16 protein-coding genes and 1 tRNA gene are annotated in these 17,712 nt (G+C 67.9%); 9 read left to right on the top strand and 8 right to left on the bottom strand.

Annotated features, from left to right (window positions below; genetic code table 11):
* The first annotated feature begins 81 nt into the window (after positions 1-81).
* Positions 82-975, top strand: a complete 894-nt coding sequence (locus tag OG729_RS19505; protein ID WP_405807350.1) for a rhomboid family intramembrane serine protease — start codon at positions 82-84, stop codon at positions 973-975.
* A 273-nt stretch (positions 976-1,248) separates the two neighbouring features.
* Here the strand turns inward: OG729_RS19505 and crgA are convergent, their stop codons facing one another.
* Positions 1,249-1,503, bottom strand: a complete 255-nt coding sequence (gene crgA, locus OG729_RS19500; protein WP_360867069.1) for a cell division protein CrgA — start codon at positions 1,501-1,503, stop codon at positions 1,249-1,251.
* A gap of 141 nt (positions 1,504-1,644) precedes the next feature.
* On the opposite strand from crgA, the gene OG729_RS19495 reads away from it, so the two are divergent.
* The 6 genes from OG729_RS19495 to OG729_RS19470 are packed head-to-tail and all read left to right on the top strand — an operon-like array spanning position 1,645 to position 5,890.
* A complete protein-coding gene (locus OG729_RS19495; protein ID WP_360867067.1) occupies positions 1,645-2,412 on the top strand; it encodes a DUF881 domain-containing protein in 768 nt (255 codons plus the stop codon).
* A gap of 26 nt (positions 2,413-2,438) precedes the next feature.
* Positions 2,439-3,140 carry a class E sortase gene (locus tag OG729_RS19490; RefSeq protein WP_405807348.1) on the top strand — a complete coding sequence of 234 codons (702 nt, stop codon included), beginning with the start codon at positions 2,439-2,441 and terminating at the stop codon, positions 3,138-3,140.
* 56 nt (positions 3,141-3,196) lie between these two features.
* A complete protein-coding gene (locus OG729_RS19485) occupies positions 3,197-3,370 on the top strand; it encodes a hypothetical protein (protein WP_405807347.1) in 174 nt (57 codons plus the stop codon).
* Positions 3,367-4,005: an aminodeoxychorismate/anthranilate synthase component II gene (locus OG729_RS19480; RefSeq protein ID WP_360867061.1), complete on the top strand. Its 639-nt coding sequence runs from the start codon at positions 3,367-3,369 to the stop codon at positions 4,003-4,005. The genes OG729_RS19485 and OG729_RS19480 overlap by 4 nt, the downstream gene beginning before the upstream one ends.
* Complete coding sequence (locus tag OG729_RS19475) at positions 4,002-5,174, top strand: class E sortase (protein ID WP_405807345.1); 1,173 nt, start codon at positions 4,002-4,004, stop codon at positions 5,172-5,174. Before OG729_RS19480 ends, OG729_RS19475 begins: the two co-directional genes overlap by 4 nt.
* A 41-nt stretch (positions 5,175-5,215) precedes the next feature.
* The gene (locus OG729_RS19470) at positions 5,216-5,890 is read left to right on the top strand and encodes a class E sortase (protein ID WP_360867055.1); all 675 of its coding nucleotides are present in this window, start codon (positions 5,216-5,218) and stop codon (positions 5,888-5,890) included.
* A 72-nt stretch (positions 5,891-5,962) separates the two neighbouring features.
* Here the strand turns inward: OG729_RS19470 and OG729_RS19465 are convergent, their stop codons facing one another.
* From OG729_RS19465 to OG729_RS19435, 7 genes are all read right to left on the bottom strand, one after another.
* Entirely contained in the window at positions 5,963-7,012 is a 1,050-nt protein-coding gene (locus OG729_RS19465) for a restriction endonuclease (RefSeq protein ID WP_405807343.1), read from the bottom strand.
* Between the two features lie 226 nt (positions 7,013-7,238).
* A complete protein-coding gene (pknB, locus tag OG729_RS19460) occupies positions 7,239-9,206 on the bottom strand; it encodes a Stk1 family PASTA domain-containing Ser/Thr kinase (protein ID WP_360867049.1) in 1,968 nt (655 codons plus the stop codon).
* A 168-nt stretch (positions 9,207-9,374) separates the two neighbouring features.
* On the bottom strand, positions 9,375-10,835 hold the full coding sequence (locus tag OG729_RS19455) for a penicillin-binding transpeptidase domain-containing protein (protein WP_360867046.1): 1,461 nt from the start codon (positions 10,833-10,835) through the stop codon (positions 9,375-9,377).
* Complete coding sequence (locus OG729_RS19450; RefSeq protein ID WP_360867043.1) at positions 10,832-12,241, bottom strand: FtsW/RodA/SpoVE family cell cycle protein; 1,410 nt, start codon at positions 12,239-12,241, stop codon at positions 10,832-10,834. Before OG729_RS19450 ends, OG729_RS19455 begins: the two co-directional genes overlap by 4 nt.
* 24 nt (positions 12,242-12,265) lie before the next feature.
* Positions 12,266-13,759 (bottom strand): PP2C family serine/threonine-protein phosphatase, encoded by a 1,494-nt coding sequence (locus OG729_RS19445; protein ID WP_360867041.1) that lies wholly within the window; start codon positions 13,757-13,759, stop codon positions 12,266-12,268.
* Positions 13,760-13,888: 129 nt separating this feature from the next.
* On the bottom strand, positions 13,889-14,401 hold the full coding sequence (locus OG729_RS19440) for an FHA domain-containing protein (RefSeq protein ID WP_360867038.1): 513 nt from the start codon (positions 14,399-14,401) through the stop codon (positions 13,889-13,891).
* 10 nt (positions 14,402-14,411) lie between these two features.
* Positions 14,412-15,266 carry an FhaA domain-containing protein gene (locus OG729_RS19435; protein ID WP_405807340.1) on the bottom strand — a complete coding sequence of 285 codons (855 nt, stop codon included), beginning with the start codon at positions 15,264-15,266 and terminating at the stop codon, positions 14,412-14,414.
* A gap of 317 nt (positions 15,267-15,583) precedes the next feature.
* On the opposite strand from OG729_RS19435, the gene OG729_RS19430 reads away from it, so the two are divergent.
* Positions 15,584-15,667: transfer RNA gene (locus tag OG729_RS19430), tRNA-Leu, on the top strand.
* A 337-nt stretch (positions 15,668-16,004) separates the two neighbouring features.
* Entirely contained in the window at positions 16,005-17,699 is a 1,695-nt protein-coding gene (locus tag OG729_RS19425) for a sensor histidine kinase (protein WP_405807338.1), read from the top strand.
* Positions 17,700-17,712 lie beyond the last annotated feature (13 nt).

Genomic DNA, 17,712 nt, shown 5'->3' with positions numbered 1-17,712 from the left:
CAATACGCCCCGCTCGTCCGTATGGATGGGCGGGGCGGTGTGTTGAGCCAGTGGTGTTGACCTAGGGAGATCGAGGACCTCATGGACCAGGCGCCAGGCAGTCCGCAGGAGCCGCAGGACGCGCACAGCCTGCCCAGCTGCTACCGGCATCCGGGCCGCGACACGGGCATCACCTGCACCCGTTGCGAACGGCCCATCTGCCCGGACTGCATGGTCAGCGCGTCGGTCGGCTTCCACTGCCCCGAGTGCGTACGCAGCGGATCCGGTACGGGACACTCCGCGACCGCCAACCAGCCCCGGACCGTCGCCGGCGGTGCCGCGTCGGCCAGCCCTCACCTGGTCACCAAGATCCTGCTGGCCATCAATGCCGCCGTGTTCATCGCCGCGCTGGCGAGCGACCGCGTGGTCAGCGATCTGGCTCTGGTCGGACAGTGGCCGCCCGCGCCGTTCTCCCCGGTGGAAGGCGTCGCCGAGGGACAGTGGTACCGGCTCGTCACCTCGATGTTCCTGCACCAGGCGGTATGGCACTTCGCATTCAACATGCTGGGCCTGTGGTGGCTCGGCGGCCCCCTGGAGCAGGCGCTGGGGCGCATCCGCTACCTCGCGCTCTATCTGCTCTCCGGGCTGGCCGGCAGCGCCTTCACCTATCTGCTCGCCTCCCCGGACCAGGCCTCGCTGGGTGCCTCCGGCGCCATCTTCGGACTGCTGGGAGCGACGGCCGTACTGATGCGCCGCCTCAACTACGACATGCGGCCGGTCATCGCCCTGCTCGCGCTGAACCTGCTCTTCACTTTCACCTGGTCGGGCATCGCCTGGGAGGCGCATGTCGGCGGCCTGATCGCGGGCACGGCCATCGCCTTCGGCCTGGTGCACGCGCCCCGCGAGCACCGCACCCTCGTGCAGGCCGGGACCTGTGCACTGGTCCTCATCGCGACCGTCGTGACCGTGCTGGCCAGGACCGTCGCGCTCACCTGAGCGAGACCTTTCCCCAAAGTTGTCCACAGCGCGTGGCGGATCTTGTGCATGCTGTGGGGAACAAGCGTGCCCCTTGTCGCTGAGCTGGGTTTTCCCAGCAGGGACAAGGGGCGGGGCGCTTCACCAAGATGGCCGATGCAGTCACACCGGCGTCAATGCCCGGAGAGTTATCCACAGATCGTCTGACCTTTTCCCCACTGTGGAAAACCTGTGGATAACCTCAGGGCAGGACTTGGCGGCCGGGCAGCGGAGGCCGCCGAAGCTGCGGAAAAGCTACTTCCACTGGGTGGAGACACCGAAGCCGGCGGCGATGAAGCCGAAGCCCGCGACGATGTTCCAGTTGCCGAAGCTCTTGATCGGCAGGTCGCCCTCGGTCACATAGAAGAGGACGATCCAGGCGAGACCGATCAGGAACAGCGCGAGCATCACCGGCGCAACCCAGCTGCGGTTGGTCAGCTTGATGTTCGTCGCCTGCTTCGACGCCGGCGGCGTGAAGTCGGCCTTCTTGCGGATACGTGACTTCGGCACGAGGGACTCTCCTGTCGATGCGCTGCGTGACCGCGCAGGGAACTGTGGCTTGGCGCCGGGGCTGGAGCGAGGGGGACCACGGCCTCACCCGGGCGTCCGTTAGCGTAGTGCTTCCGCGGCGCCTAAGGAGATAAGGGTACGTTGAGCAATTCTGCCGACTCCCCCCAAGGGCCGGTCCACCGCTTCGAGTGGCGGCTGGTCCGGTTGCTGACGGCTGCCGTTTTCGCGCTTGCCGGGCTGATCTTCGTGACCAGCTTCAATACCGCCAAGGGCACCAATATCCGGACGGACGCGTCGCTGCTGAAGCTCTCCGACCTGATCCAGCAGCGCAGCGCCAAGAACGCGGACCTCGACGAGTCCACCGCGGCGCTGCGCGGGGACATCGACGTCCTCGCCCAGCGCGACAACGGCTCCACCAAGGCCGAGAACGTGAAGCTCGGCGCTCTGGAGAAGGCCGCGGGTACCGAGAAGATCAGCGGGCCCGCCGTCACCGTCACCCTCAACGACGCGCCGCCGAACGCGCAGGCCGCGCCCGGCTACCCCGAGCCGCAGGCCAATGACCTGGTGATTCACCAGCAGGACCTGCAGGCCGTCGTCAATGCCCTGTGGCAGGGCGGCGCCAGGGGCGTCCAGGTCATGGATCAGCGGCTGATCTCCACCAGCGCCGTGCGGTGCGTCGGCAACACGCTGATCCTCCAGGGTCGCGTCTACTCCCCGCCGTACAAGATCACCGCGGTCGGTGACCGGGGCGCGCTCAAGAAGGCGCTCACCGCCTCCCCGGCGATCCAGAACTACCAGCTCTATGTGAAGGCCTACGGCCTCGGCTGGAAAGTCGACGACCGCGAGGCGGTGACTCTCCCCGGCTACTCGGGCACAGTGGATCTCCACTACGCGAAGCCGGTGCGGTAGCCCCTGGGGGGACGGTGGGACGGACGGTGTCGGTACGCCTGGTCGTCAGGACCTTCAGTGAACTCTGCATCACCGTCGGTACCTTGATCGTCCTCTTCGTCGTGTACGTGCTGTTCTGGACCGGCGTCAAGGCGGCCGGTGCCAGCGACGGCCAGATCGACAGGCTCCAGGAGGAGTGGTCCCAGGGCACGGTCGCGTCCCCGGTCCCGGCGCCCGGGCGGACGACGACGCCCGTTCCGCCGGCTCCCAAGGCGTACGAGGACGGCAAGCCCTTCGCCGTGATGTACATTCCCCGCTTCGGCAGGAGTTGGGACTGGCCGGTCCTGGAAGGCACCACGACGGGCACCCTCAAGAGGGGCCTTGGGCACTATGCGTCCACCACGGCGCTCGGCGGCACCGGCAACTTCTCCGTCGCCGGGCACCGGCGCACGTACGGCGATCCTTTCAAGGACTTTCCACAGCTGCGCCCGGGGGACGCGGTCGTGCTGACGGACGGGACGACCTGGTTCACGTACCGCATCGACAATGAGCCCTACCGGACCGTCCCGAGTGACGTCGGCGTGATCGATCCCGTCCCCGGGAAGTCCGGCTTCGACGGGCCGGGACGCTATCTGACCCTGACCACGTGCGATCCGGAATGGGGCAGCAGCCACCGGCTGGTCGCCTGGGCGCATCTGGACGCCATGCAGCCTGTGACCGACGGCAAACCGGAAGCTTTGCACAGCTGACCCATGCACCCCTGCCGACCTTTAGTCTGGTGCGGTACCGAACGGAAAGGGACAGCATGTACGGCTGGATCTGGCGGCATCTGCCGGGCAATGCATGGGCGCGGGCGTTCACCTCGCTCGTGCTGATCCTCGCGGTCGTATACGTGCTGTTCCAGTACGTCTTCCCGTGGGCGGAGCCGCTGCTTCCGTTCAACGATGTGACGGTCGACGGAGCGGGGGCGGCCAGATGAGCGCGCGCATTCTGGTCGTCGACAACTACGACAGCTTCGTCTTCAACCTCGTTCAGTACCTGTACCAGCTCGGTGCGGAGTGTGAGGTTCTACGCAACGACGAGGTGGCCCTCTCGCATGCGCAGGACGGCTTCGACGGGGTGCTGCTCTCCCCCGGGCCGGGCGCGCCGGAGCAGGCCGGGGTCTGTATCGAGATGGTCCGGCACTGCGCGGACACCGGCGTGCCGGTCTTCGGCGTCTGTCTGGGCATGCAGTCGATGGCGGTGGCGTACGGCGGTGTGGTGGGCCGCGCGCCCGAGCTGCTGCACGGCAAGACCTCGCTGGTCACGCACGAGGGCAAGGGGGTATTCACCGGGCTGCCCTCGCCCTTCACCGCGACCCGCTACCACTCGCTGGCTGCCGAGCCCGCGGAGCTGCCGGACGAGCTGGAGGTCACGGCGCGTACGGCGGACGGCATCATCATGGGGCTGCGCCACCGTGAACTGGCCGTCGAGGGTGTGCAGTTCCACCCCGAGTCGGTGCTCACCGAACATGGCCATCTGATGCTCGCCAACTGGCTGGAGCAGTGCGGCGACACCGGCGCGGTCGGGCGTTCGGCGGGGCTCGCACCAGTGGTGGGCAAGGCCGTGGCGTGAGCTCGCCGCGCCCCGGTGACGGGCACGAGTACGACCCGCTGACGGATCCTCTGCCGCCGGGGGAGCACAGCTCGCCGTGGTTCCTGGCGACGGACGGTCCGGCGGACGAGGGGTATGTGCAGCAGGAGCCTCAGTCTCAGTCCCGGTCCCAGGAGTGGTCCGGCCATGAGCAGCAGTACGCCGTAGACGACTCTGAGGGCTATCAGCGGGACTGGTATGCGCAGCCGCAAGCGCAGTCGCAGCCGGAAGCGGAACCTCAGGGCATATCCGAGCCGATACCCGTACCGGACGACGAGACCGTGGCCCTGCGTACGTCGGAGACCCGGCGCGCCGCCGAGACGCCCGCCGGTCCCGGCCGGGCCGAGCGCCGCCGGGCGGCCAAGGCCCGCGGGCGCAGGCGCCCCGAGCCCGCTGCCGCCGCCTCGGCTTCCGGGGCGCCTGGGGCGCCTGCCAAGCCGCTTTCGCGCGTCGAGGCCCGCCGTGCCGCGCGTGCGGCGAAGGACAGCCCCGCTGTCATCGCCAGCCGCGCCATCGGCGAGCTCTTCATCAGCTTCGGCGTGCTGATGCTGCTCTTCGTCACCTACCAGCTCTGGTGGACGAACATCCGCGCCGGGCAGGAGGCCAGTCAGGAGACGAACAAGATCCAGGACGACTGGGCGAAGGGCCGCAAGCCCGGTGCGTTCGAGCCGGGACAGGGCTTCGCCATCATGCACATCCCCAAGCTGGATGTGGTCGTCCCGATCGCGGAGGGCATCAGCAAGCACAATGTCCTCGACCGCGGAATGGTGGGTCACTACGGCGAAGGGAAGCTCAAGACCGCAATGCCTTCGGACAAGTTGGGCAACTTCGCGGTCGCAGGCCACCGCAACACCCACGGCGAACCCTTCCGGTACATCAACCGTCTCAAGCCGGGGGATCCGATCGTCGTGGAGACCCAGGATGCGTACTACACGTACAAGATGGAGAGCATCCTCCCCCAGACGTCGCCGTCGAACGTGAGCGTGATCGGTCCGGTGCCGCCCGGCTCCGGGTTCACCGAGCCCGGCCGGTACATCACGCTGACGACGTGTACGCCGGAATTCACGAGTACGTACCGAATGATCGTGTGGGGCAAGATGGTCGAGGAACGGCCGCGCAGCAAGGGCAAACCCGACGCGCTTGTCGGCTGAACGCTGTGGGACTTCTGGGACTTCAAGACGGGAAAAGTGCAGTGTCACGTGCGCGTAGCCGGACCGCCGGCGTCATCAGTGTCTTCGGCGAGCTGCTGATCACTGCGGGCGTGGTGCTGGGGCTCTTCGTCGTCTACTCCCTGTGGTGGACGAACGTCCTTGCCGACCGTGAGGCTTCCAAGCAGGGCGACCAGATGCGCGACGACTGGGCCGGCAGCCCCGGCGCGCTCGACACCAAGGACGGCATCGGCTTTCTGCACGTTCCCGCCATGAACAACGGCGAGGTGCTGGTGAAGCAGGGCACCGATTCCATGAGCCTCAACGACGGTATCGCCGGCTACTACAAGGACCCGATCAAGTCGGCGCTCCCCTGGGACAAGAAAGGCAACTTCACGCTGGCGGCGCACCGGGACGGCCACGGTGCGAAGTTCCACAACATCCACAAGCTGAAGGACGGCGACCCGATCGTCTTCGAGACGCGGGACACCTGGTACGTCTACAAGGTCTACAAGAAGCTCACTGAGACGTCGAAGTTCAACGTGGATGTGCTGCAGCCGGTCCCGAAGGAGTCGGGGAAGACGAAGCCGGGCCGGTACATCACGCTGACGACGTGCACGCCCATCTACACCTCCGACTACCGGTACATCGTGTGGGGCGAGCTGGTGCGTACGGAGAGGGTCGACAAGGACCGTACGCCGCCGGTGGAACTGCGCTAGCCGTACGATGAGTCGGGCCCGAAGCCGCAACTGAGCCTTGCGACTTCGGGCCCTTTGTCTGTACGGCGTCGGCTACCGCAGAACGTTCAGCGCAGTGCCCGCGCTCCAGGCCTCCAGCAGCCCTCGATGCACGGCGGTGATGCCGCCCTCGGCGGAGATGTAGAGCGCTTCGCGGGTGAACGGGCACGTGGCTACGTAGAGAGCGACGTCGGCCTTGTGCAGCACCTTGGCGGCCCCCAGGAATTTCTGGATGTCGGGGCTCGTCACGGAGTTGTGGGGCGCGAATCGCTTGCACTGGACGACGAGAGGTCGCCCGTCGGGGGTACGGCCCGTGATGTCCACGCCACGGTCGCCGCCACCGCCGCGTACGACGACGGCGGAGCAGCCGTCACGGCGCAGCAGGCCGGCGATGTGCTCTTCGAACTCGTAGCCGTTCATGGCGTCGATGGCAGCCATGACGCCGGCGAGCGGCCGGTCTTCCCGGGGGCCTTCCAGTCGCCGCAGCCGAGTGTGGTGGAGACAGAGTTTGCGCTCGACGTGTTGGATGTCCTGGCGAAGCGCTATCAGTTCCTTGCGGTGTTCGCCCGAGGTCTCGATGAGGGCGTTGAACATGGGGACGACGGCTGTGCCGAGGATGTCGGCGATGCGCCGGTCGATGCGTTCGTCGAGGGAGTCGTCAGGGCTGTGGACGGAGTTGTCCACAGGGGCAGTGCGTGCCATGTACTCCATGTCGAGGAGGTATGTACGCACCTGACGTGCGACGTCGCTGTCGCGGAGGAGCATGGCGACGTTGAGGACGGCTCGACGTGGCCAGATGGCCATGCCCGAACGGGGCTGTGGATAACTCTCGGGATAGGAACTCAGGGTGAGTTCCTTGAATTCCTGCAGCTCAGCGCCGCGCAGGACTCGTAGACCGTTGATCTCGAGCTCTTCGCGGTGTCGGCCGAGAAGGTTGTTGATCACAGTCTCGGCGACCCCGAAGTAGGCGGCAACCATCGCTGTCGTCACATGCATGCCGTCCGGCAGCAGCGACAGCGTCTTCACCTTGTCAAGCACCTCTGTTCGCGCGACAACACCCTCGCGCAGCGACCTCGACTCCAGCAGTACGGCTTCGTTGATCACGTGTCCGTCCCCGTCTACTCGTGTAATCGGCCTTGCGGCCGAGGTGGAGCCGGAGTCCCCACCTCATCCGGCCCAACGAGTCGGGACATATGAAGACACGACCGATGGTCGAGAGTGTGCGCGAAGTGGGCGACGGCATAAGAGGTGACGGCATAGAGGTGACGGCACAAGAAGGGCCCCGGCGCCCATCAAGGGAGCCGGGGCCTTCGCCTTACTGGGGCGGCGACTAGCCGAAGATTCCGCCGTCGTTGCCGCCGCCACCGTTGTTCCCGCCGCCACCGTCGATGGTGCGGACACTCACCTGCTGGCCGGGAGTCGCCTGGCTGCCGGCCGCCGGGTCCTGGACGATGACCCGGGCCTTGTCGTCGTTGGGACCGTCGACGTTGCCGAGCTGCAGGCCCGCCTGGGCCAGGAGCTGCTTGGCCTCGCCGAGCGTCTTGTTGAACAGGTTCGGCACCTGGGCGGTCTGCTGCGGGCCCTTGGAGACCTGCAGGGTGACCGTGGTTCCCTTGGCCGCCTGCGTGCCGCCCTGGGGGTCCTGCGCGATGACCGTACCCGCGGGCTGATTGGAGTCCACGTCGGTTCGGGCGACCTGGAACTCAAGGCCTTCCAGCTGGGCCTTTGCGGCGTCGAATTGCGCTCCCACGACCGGCGGCACGTTGATCTTGGACTGCTTGGCCACGGTGAGGGTGACCGTCGAGCCCTTCTCGGCCTGGGAGCCGCCCTTGGGGACCTGGCTGAGCACTGTGCCCGGCTCTTGGTCCGACGACTCGGCCTCCTCGAACTTGACGACGAAGTTCTTGTCCGTCAGAGCCTTCTCGGCCTTCTCCCGGGACTTCTCGGTGACGTCGGGAACCTCGATCTTGGGCGCGCCCTCGGAGACGACGACCTGGACGGTCTCGCCCTCCTTCATCTTGCCGCCCTCACCCGGCGTCTGGCTGCAGATGCTGCCCTTGGGCTGTTCGCACCGCTGTGTGCCGGACTGCGCGACCTTCACGTGTGAGTTGGTCGCGAGGTCCTGTGCCTCGGTCAGTGTCTTGCCCACGAGCGCAGGCACCGGCACATCGCCGCTGCCGCCGCCACCGCCGAAGACCGACTTGCCGATCAGCACCGCGCCGACCAGCACCAGGATGCCCGCGAGGACCAGCAGGATCGTCGAGGTGTTCGACTTCTTCTGGCGGCGGCGGTCCGGACGGTCGTCGTAACCGCCGTAGCCGCCGTCGTCCGGGTTCATCGGCGGGAGCATCGACGTCTGGCCCGCCGGGTCGGCCTGGCGCAGTGCCGTGGTCGGCTGGTCGTCCGCGCCGTACCCGCCGTAGCCGACCGCGCCCATCGCCGCCGTCGCCGCGACTGGCTGGCCGTCGAGGCAGGCCTCGATGTCCGCGCGCATCTCGTCGGCGGACTGGTAGCGGTAGTCGGGGTCCTTGACCAGGGCCCGCAGGACGATGGCGTCCATCTCGGGCGTGATCTCGGGGTCGAAGTTGCTGGGCGGCTGCGGCTCCTCGCGTACATGCTGATACGCCACCGCCACCGGGGAGTCGCCCACGAACGGGGGACGGACGGTGAGGAGCTCGTAGAGCAGGCAGCCGGTGGAGTACAGGTCGGAGCGCGCGTCGACCTGCTCGCCCTTGGCCTGTTCCGGGGAGAGGTACTGGGCGGTGCCGATGACGGCCGCGGTCTGGGTCATGGTCATGCCGGAGTCGCCCATCGCGCGGGCGATGCCGAAGTCCATGACCTTGACCTGGCCGGTGCGCGTCAGCATGACGTTCGCCGGCTTGATGTCGCGGTGGACGATGCCGTTGCGGTGCGAGTACTCGAGCGCCTGGAGGATGCCGATGGTCATCTCCAGCGTGCGCTCGGGCAGCAGCTTGCGCCCGGAGTGCAGCAGCTCTCTGAGCGTGGAGCCGTCCACGTACTCCATCACGATGTACGGGATCGAGACCCCGTCGACATAGTCCTCGCCGGTGTCGTAGACAGCGACGATCGCAGGGTGATTGAGCGAGGCGGCCGACTGGGCCTCACGGCGGAACCGGGCCTGGAAGGACGGGTCGCGGGCGAGGTCGGCCCGCAGCGTCTTCACGGCGACGGTGCGGCCGAGCCGGGTGTCGTGGGCGAGGTAGACCTCTGCCATGCCACCGCGGCCGAGCACCGAGCCCAGTTCGTACCGGCCGCCGAGGCGACGCGGCTCTTCCATAGCTGTTCCAGCCCTCTCCGTCAGTCCCGACCGCACCCTCGTGTGGTCCGGCGGTTAGCTGTTCGCGCATACGCTACCGGCCGTGTACCACCTGATCGGCCCGTGACCGTCACCTGATACCCGACCGGTATCCCAATGTGCAGGTATGGACGCCGGACGTGATCCGTGTCACTTCTTGCTGTCCAGTACCGCCTGCATCACGGCCTTGGCGATCGGGGCGGCGAGGCCGCCGCCGGTGATGTCGTCGCGCTTGGCCTCGCTGTCCTCGACGACGACCGCGACGGCGACCGGGGATCCGTCGCCGGTCTTGGCGTACGAGATGAACCAGGCGTAGGGGTTTTTGCTGTTGTTCTCGCCGTGCTGGGCGGTGCCGGTCTTGCCGCCGACCGTGGCGCCGTCGATCTTGGCCTTGGTGCCGGTGCCGTTCTCGACGACGTTCTCCATCATCTGCTGCAGCAGCTGCGCGTTCTTCTGGGAGAGCGGGCGGCTCATCTCCTGCGGCTCGTTCTTCTTGAGGATGTCCAGGTTGGGCGATTCCAGCTGGTCGATCATGTACGGCTTCATCAGCTTGCCGTCGTTGGCGATCGCAGCGGTGACCATGGCCATCTGGAGCGGGGACGCGGCGGTGTTGAACTGGCCGATGGAGGACAGCGCGTTTCCGGGGCGGTCCATCGTCTTGTCGTAGACGGAGGCGGCGGCGCGCACCGGGGTGTCGACCTCGGGGTTGTTGAAGCCGAACTTCTGCGCCGTCTCCAGCATGTTGTCGCGGCCGACCTTGTCACCGAGCTTCGCGAAGACCGAGTTGCAGGAGACCTTGAGCGCCTGGTTCAGGCTGGCGTTCTTGCAGCCGCTGGCGTGGTTGACCATCGGCGTGCGGGTGGTGGGCAGGATGTACGGCTCAGGGGTGTCCGTCGCCGCCTCGATGTCCGTGACTTCGCCGTGCTCCAGGGCTGCGGCCGCCGTGACCACCTTGAAGGTGGAACCGGGCGGGTAGACCTCGCGCAGCGCGCGGTTGAGCTTCGGCTTGTCCTTGTCCTTCTCGAGCTTGTTCCAGGCGATCTCGTCCGATGCGCCGTAGCCGGCGAAGGAGGCGGGGTCGTACGAGGGGGTGGAGGCCAGCGCGAGGATCCTGCCGGTCTGCGGATCGATGGCCGCGACGGCGCCCTTCTTGGAGCCGAGGCCCTTGTAGGCGGCCTTCTGCGCGGCGCCGTTGAGCGTCGTGACGACGTTGCCGCCCTTCTTCTTGTCGCCGGTGAACATCGCCATCGTGCGGTCGAAGAAGAGCTGGTCGGAGTTGCCGGTGAGGATGCCGTCCTCGAGCTTCTCGATCTGGTTGGCGTCGAATGCCTGGGAGGCGTACCCGGTGACGGGAGCCCACATGGGGCCGTCGACGTAGGTGCGCTTGAACTTGAAGTCCGTGTCCTTCGTCTCCACGGAACCGGTGATCGGCTTGCCGTCGACGATGATGTTGCCGCGCTCGGCGGCGTACCGCTCGATCAGGACACGGCGGTTCTTCGAGTTGGTGTTCAGGTCGTCCGCCTGGACGTACTGGAGCCAGTTGGTACGCACCAGCAGGGCGAGTACCAGGAGCCCGCAGAAGATCGCGATCCGGCGCAGGGGCTTGTTCACGGTCGGACCACCTGGGTCATCTCGGCGTCGGGGGACGGAGCGGGAGCCGGCGCGGGACGGCGCGCGGTGTCGCTGATACGGATCAGGATGCCGATCAGCGCCCAGTTGGCGATCACGGACGAACCGCCGTACGCCACGAACGGCATGGTCATTCCGGTGAGCGGGATGAGGCCCATGACACCGCCGGCGACGACGAAGACCTGGATGGCGAAGGCGCCGGAGAGGCCGATGGCGAGGAGCTTGCCGAAGGGGTCGCGGGCGGCGAGGGCGGTGCGTACGCCGCGCTCCACGATCAGGCCGTAGACCAGCAGGAACGCCATCATTCCGGCCAGGCCCAGCTCTTCACCGAAGGTGGAGAGGATGAAGTCGGAGTTGGCGGCGAAGCCGATGAGGTCGGAGTCGCCCTGGCCGAGGCCGGTGCCGAGGGTGCCGCCGGAGCCGAAGGACATCAGCGCCTGGCCGATCTGTTCGCTCTGCCGCCAGGTCTCCTCGGCGAACGGGTTGAGCCAGAACTCCACCCGCTGCTGGACGTGCGGCTCGAAGGAGGCGACGCCGACCGCGCCGACGGCGGACATCAGCAGGCCGAAGACGATCCAGCTGGTGCGCTCGGTGGCGACGTACAGCATGATCACGAAGAGGCCGAAGAACAGCAGCGAGGTGCCGAGGTCGGTCTCGAAGACCAGGATGAGGATCGACATCGCCCAGACCATGAGGATCGGTCCGAGGTCACGGCCGCGGGGCAGATACAGGCCCATGAAGCGGCGGCTGGCCAGCGCGAGGGCGTCCCGCTTCACCATCAGATAGCCGGAGAAGAAGATCGCAATGATGATCTTCGCGAACTCGCCGGGCTGGATGGTGAAGGGACCGAGACTGATCCAGATCTTGGCGCCGTTCACCGCCGGGAAGAACACCGGCAGGATCAGCAGGACCAGGGCCGCTGCCATCGAGATGTACGTGTAGCGCTGCAGGATGCGGTGGTCCTTGAGCAGCATCAGTACGCCGACGAAGAGGCCGATGCCGATCGCGGAGTACATCAGCTGCTTGGGGGCGTCCGGGCTGAAGCCGCCGAAGAGCTTCTGGGCGCGCTGGATCAGCCGGGGCGACTGGTCCAGTCTCCAGATCATCACCAGTCCGAGGCCGTTGAGCAGCGCGGCCAGTGGAAGCAGCAGCGGGTCGGCGTACTTGGCGAACTTGCGCACCGCGAGGTGGGCCACACCGGCGAGCAGGCCAAGGCCGATGCCGTAGCCGAGCACTCCGGCAGGCAGCTCGCCGTCGAGTGCGAGACCCACGTTGATGTACGCGAACACCGGGATGACGACTGCGAAAGCGAGCAGCATCAGCTCGGTGTTGCGGCGGCTCGGTGCTTCGATCGCGCCGATCGTGGTGGTGTTGGTGACAACGCTCATGGTGGAGAGGCCCCCTACGGCCTATTACTGCTTGCCGCAGTTCGAGGCCAGCTTCTGCTCCTCCTCCGAGAGGGTGGGGCCCGGAGTGGGAGTGGCTGCGGTCGGCTTGGTCTTGGCGTTCTGGGTGGTCGGCTTGCCGGTGGTGCCACCGGCCTGGCCCTCGCCGGGTGGCGCGGTGCTCGCGCGGTCGGCCGCTTCGCGGCGTTGCTCGTCCTTCTTGCAGGCCGAGGCCTGCACGGCGAGCTCGTCGATCTTTGCGCGGGCCTTGCCGAGGCTGTCCGCCGTGATCGTCGCCTCCACCTGCTTGCGCTGGTAGGGCGGGAGGTACTTGAGTTCGATCTCGGGGTGGTCCTTCTCCACGTTCGAGAGCGAGACCCAGGCCAGGTCCTGGCTGATGCCCTGGTAGAGGGCGACGTGCTCGTCGTTGGAGCCGACGTAGTACTGGGTCTGGGTCCAGCGGTAGCCGCCGTACAGACCGCCGCCGACGACTGCCAGTGCGAGCACGGCGTAGAAGCTTCTCTTCAGCCACTTGCGGCTGCCGCGCGGCTTGATGAAGTCCTCGTCGGTGTATGCCCCGAAGCTGCCCTCGGGCGGCATGCCGCCGTAGCCCATGCCGTCGCCGCTGCCGGGTGGGCCGAAGCCGCCGGGCTGCGGGGATGCGGGGCGGCCGAGGCCGGCGGCGCGTCCCGCCGGGGTCTGCATGGCGCCGCCGTCGTTCAGCTGGAGCTGGTTCTCGGCGACCGCGCCGACGACGACCGGGGTGTCGTTGAGCTGCCCGGCCAGGGTGTCGTTGGAGTCGGTGTCGAGGACGTCGGCGACGATGCAGGTGATGTTGTCCGGGCCGCCGCCGCGCAGTGCGAGCTGGATCAGGTCCTGGACGGTCTCCTGCGGGCCCTGGTAGCTGGCGAGGGTCTCTTCCATCGTCTGGTGGGAGACGACGCCGGAGAGCCCGTCGGAGCAGATCAGATAGCGGTCGCCGGCGCGGACCTCGCGGATGGAGAGGTCGGGCTCGACATGGTCGCCGCTGCCCAGCGCGCGCATCAGCAGGGAGCGCTGCGGGTGGGTGGTGGCTTCCTCTTCGGTGATCCGGCCCTCGTCGACGAGGCGCTGCACCCAGGTGTGGTCCTGGGTGATCTGGGTCAGCACGCCGTCGCGGAGGAGATAGGCGCGTGAGTCGCCGACGTGTACGAGGCCGAGGCGCTGGCCGGTCCAGAGCAGGGCGGTGAGCGTGGTGCCCATGCCTTCGAGCTGGGGGTCCTCCTCGACCATCAGCCGCAGCTGGTCGTTGGCGCGCTGCACGGCACTGCCGAGCGAGGTGAGGATGTCCGAGCCGGGTACGTCGTCGTCGAGTGTGACGAGGGTGGAGATGACCTCCGATGAGGCGACCTCGCCGGCGGCCTGGCCGCCCATGCCGTCGGCGATGGCCAGAAGGCGGGGGCCGGCATAGCCGGAGTCCTCATTGCCCTCCCGGATCATGCCCTTGTGTGATCCGGCGGCGAAGCGCAGAGACAGACTCATGCGCACCTCGCCCGTCGGATCGGGGTACAACCGGTCTCGAGCCACACTGCCCACCCTCCGGTCGGGAGCCCGTCCCGGTCCGCTGTAAGGACCGCTGCGGCTCGCTCGCTCCGCTCGCTCATTGTCGTACTACTTCCGCAGCTCGATGACGGTCTTGCCGATGCGGATCGGCGCGCCCAGCGGAATCGGTGTCGGGGTGGTGAGTCGGGTCCGGTCGAGATATGTGCCGTTGGTGGACCCGAGATCCTCGACGATCCACTGGCCGTCACGGTCCGGGTAGATCCTGGCATGCCTGCTGGACGCGTAGTCGTCGTCCAGCACGATCGTGGAGTCGTGCGCCCGGCCCAGGGTGATGGTCTGGCCCTGCAGCGCCACCGTGGTACCCGTGAGGGTGCCTTCGGAGACGACCAGTTTGGTGGGTGCTCCGCGGCGCTGGCGGCCGCTCGGCTGCTGCCGCTGCGGCGGTGGCGCGGCGGTCTGGCGCGTCTGTTGGGGACGCGCGTCGGCGTTGCGGCGTGAGCCGCGCTGCGTGACGCGCGTACCGAACAGGTCGCTACGGATGACCTGGACGGCCACGATCACGAACAGCCACAGAACGGCCAGGAAACCTAGCCGCATGACCGTCAGGGTCAGCTCTGACATTGCCCCCGCTTCACCCTTCGGCTTGCCGGTAAACGATGGTGGTGCTGCCCACGACGATCCGCGAGCCGTCGCGGAGCGTAGCGCGGGTGGTGTGCTGCCCGTCTACCACGATGCCGTTGGTAGACCCGAGATCCTGGATCGTCGAGGGCGTTCCGGTCCGGATCTCACAGTGCCGGCGCGATACGCCGGGGTCGTCGATCCGCACATCGGCGTCGGTGCTGCGACCCAGCACCAGCGTCGGGCGGGAGATCTGATGGCGGGTGCCGTTGATCTCGATCCAACGTCGTACTTGGGTGCTCGGCATCGGCCCGGGGCCGGGTGCCGGGCGGCGGTCCGCGACGGACGCGGGGCCGGGTCGGCCGGCGCCCGGAGGGGGCGCGGCAGGCATGGGAGGCGCTCCGGTGGGCGGGTAGCCGTAGCCGCCGCGTGCGCCGCCCTGGGGGGCGACGGGACCGGGGCCGGCGGGAGCCCGCTCGGGCGACTGTGACGTACTCGACGCGAGGGTGCGGCTGCGCACCCGGTACAGACCGGTGTCGAGGTCGTCCGCCTTCTCCAGGTGGACCTTGATGGGCCCCATGAAGGTGTAGCGCTGCTGCTTGGCGTAGTCGCGGACCAGACCGGAGAGTTCGTCGCCCAGCTGGCCGGAGTACGGGCTCAGGCGCTCGAAGTCTGGTGCGCTGAGTTCCACGATGAAGTCGTTGGGGACGACCGTCCGCTCGCGGTTCCAGATCGTCGCGTTGTTGTCGCACTCCCGCTGGAGGGCGCCCGCGATCTCGACGGGCTGGACCTCGGACTTGAACACCTTGGCGAAGGTGCCGTTGACCAGACCTTCGAGACGCTGCTCGAAACGCTTCATGACTCCCATGGGGCACCTCCTCCGTCGTTGCCGTCCTGGTACTGCTTACTGATCGTATCCACGCGTCGGGAAATCGGCTGGTTCCCCTTGTCTGCCCCGTCGATGAGTGTCACCTCTCACACGGATCGTAGAGGCGGCTTCCTGACAGTGTCCCGCACCCGGGAGGCTCCCTGGAGGAGTGGGGGGCGGCCGCCTTCCGTTCCCTGTTCCCGCCGGGGTGTGCCAAACAAACGGATGTGAATCCACCCTGCGCAGCGTGCTAATCTTCTGGATGTCGCCAGGCGCTCCGCACTGAACAGGTGGGGGAAGAGGCGGCAGCACCCAATGCGCGGGTGGCGGAATAGGCAGACGCGCTGGATTCAGGTTCCAGTGCCCGAAAGGGCGTGGGGGTTCAACTCCCCCCTCGCGCACAGAGAAACCGATGAAACGGGTCTCGACCAGTGACGAAAGTCCTGGTGGGGGCCCGTTTCTCGTTGGTCGGGATCGCATCGGCCCGAGGTCGGTGCGTACGGGGCGGTTTCTACGTGAATGAGCCCACACCATGACATGCCTCACGGTGGGACCCCTGCTTGCTTGATGATCTTCAGTTGGTGTGTGCTCTGCGCTCGCGCCGCATGGGCAGCTCGTGCGGCCTGTCTTGGCCGGCTGCCCCGCCGCGGCGCGATCTGTCACTGTGCGACGTTCGTCGTACCGGGGCGATACGAAAGTGGGCCGTGCGCGGCGAGGTGTGCTGTCTAGGGTGCTGGCGTGGACGCGTCATCGAAGATCCGGGCCGGCTGGGCATGGCTGGCCGCGCCCGAGCTGTGGTCGCGGCGGAGGACCGCCGGTGAAGTGGTGCTTGCGCTGGTGCTCGGCCTCATGGCGGCCGGGACCGAGGAGCTGACGGGCAGCGAGGGATCGAGGCTGTTCGTCGTGGGGGCGTCGGCAGCACTGCTGTCGCTGCTGCGGCGCAGGATGCCGACGCCGGTGCTGGCGGTCAGCGGGGTGCTCGCCCCGCTCATGAGCGGGTTCGCGCCGCTGCTGTTGGTCGTGGGGTGGTCGGCCGGGCGCAGGATCGTGGGCGCGGGGCGGGCGCTGGCGGCGTTCACCGTCGCGTACTTCCTGTTCGTCGGCACCATGCTGCTGGACAACTGGAGTCAGCAGGGGCCGATGACGCTGGTGCTGCTGGCCACCCTGTACTTCCTGGCGACGACCGTTGTGCCGGGGCTGGCCAGTCGCTACTGGACACAGCGGCGGACCCTGCTGCACGCGCTGCAGCAGCGCAACGCCCAGCTGCTGTGGGAGCGCGCGATGGTGGCCGGGCAGGCGCGATTGCGTGAGCGGCAGCGGATCGCTCAGGACATGCACGACAGCCTCGGTCACCAGTTGGCCCTGATCTCCGTGCATACGGGGGCGCTTGAGGTGGATCCCGAGCTGACGGGGCGGCAGCGGGAGGCGGTCGGGGTGCTGCGGGAGGCTTCGGTGACCGCGATGCATGAGCTGCGCGAGGTCGTCGGGATTCTGCGGGACGGGGTCGAGGGGCCTGCGCCGGTGGACGAGTCGGGGCGGGCCGCGCGCGGTACGGCAGGCATCGAAGGGCTCGTGGAATCGGCCCGCTCGGCGGGCAATGCGGTGGAGCTGCGGTGTGCGGGCGGGGTGCGGCCGCTTGCCGCGGCGGCCGACCATGCCGCCTACCGCATCGTGCAGGAGGCGCTGACCAACGCGTTCAAGCACGCTCCCGGCGCTCCGATCGAGGTGGAGCTGCGGTACGAGCCGGACTCGTTCGTCGTCGAGATCGTCAGCGGGGCTGCGGCGGCTGCGGCGCCGGGCAAGGTGGTCAGCGGCGGTCAGGGGCTGACCGGGCTGCGTGAGCGGGCCCGGCTGGTCGGCGGCATCGTGCATGCGGGGCCCGCGGACGGAGGGGGGTTCCGGGTGGCGGGTGTGCTGCCGTACGAGGTCGTGGTGGCGGCGCCGTTCGTTGCGGCGGAGGACGACTTCCGCCAGCAGTCGCCGAGGGCTGCGCTCGGGAACGGCGGTCCGGTCATGGACTGGACCGTTTCGGAGCGGGAGCTGGCGATGGGCGGGAAGCGCAGGAGCAGGGGCGGCGGTCTGGCTCTGGGCTGCGGGATAGCTCTTGCGGCACTTCTGGTGCTGGGGGTGGCGGCCGTCTTCGGGATGTTCTTCCTCGTGGGGTCGGTGAGCGAGGGGATGATCGACCCGGCCCAGTACGAGAGCGTGCGGGTCGGGGCGGACGAGGACGAGGTGCGCGACCGGCTGCCGAGCGGGGACACTATCGCGACGGCCGGCTTGAGCGGCAAGGGCCCTCAGGAGCCCGTCGGCTCCGCGTGTCTGGTGCTGATGTCCTCGGACGTGGGGGACGACATCGACACCGAGCCGGTGTTCCGGTTCTGCTTCAAGGACGGCAAGCTGATCGAGAAGAAGTCCTACGAGGTCAGCCGGTGAGCGGCGGCGGCCG

This window comes from Streptomyces sp. NBC_00210 (genome assembly GCF_045160975.1).
Classification (GTDB): Bacteria; Actinomycetota; Actinomycetes; order Streptomycetales; family Streptomycetaceae; genus Streptomyces.
The sequence above is the reverse complement of the archived record's forward strand: the minus strand, read 5'-3'. Positions and strand labels throughout refer to the sequence as shown.

Excerpts from the sequence above, each read along its gene's own strand:
- OG729_RS19505 (WP_405807350.1), top strand. The coding sequence starts at position 82 with ATGGACCAGGCGCCAGGCAGTCCGCAGGAGCCGCAGGACGCGCACAGC.
- OG729_RS19485 (WP_405807347.1), top strand. The coding sequence starts at position 3,197 with ATGTACGGCTGGATCTGGCGGCATCTGCCGGGCAATGCATGGGCGCGG.
- OG729_RS19480 (WP_360867061.1), top strand. The coding sequence starts at position 3,367 with ATGAGCGCGCGCATTCTGGTCGTCGACAACTACGACAGCTTCGTCTTC.
- pknB (WP_360867049.1), bottom strand. The coding sequence starts at position 9,206 with ATGGAAGAGCCGCGTCGCCTCGGCGGCCGGTACGAACTGGGCTCGGTG.
- OG729_RS19450 (WP_360867043.1), bottom strand. The coding sequence starts at position 12,241 with ATGAGCGTTGTCACCAACACCACCACGATCGGCGCGATCGAAGCACCG.
- OG729_RS19445 (WP_360867041.1), bottom strand. The coding sequence starts at position 13,759 with ATGAGTCTGTCTCTGCGCTTCGCCGCCGGATCACACAAGGGCATGATC.
- OG729_RS19440 (WP_360867038.1), bottom strand. The coding sequence starts at position 14,401 with ATGTCAGAGCTGACCCTGACGGTCATGCGGCTAGGTTTCCTGGCCGTT.
- OG729_RS19435 (WP_405807340.1), bottom strand. The coding sequence starts at position 15,266 with ATGGGAGTCATGAAGCGTTTCGAGCAGCGTCTCGAAGGTCTGGTCAAC.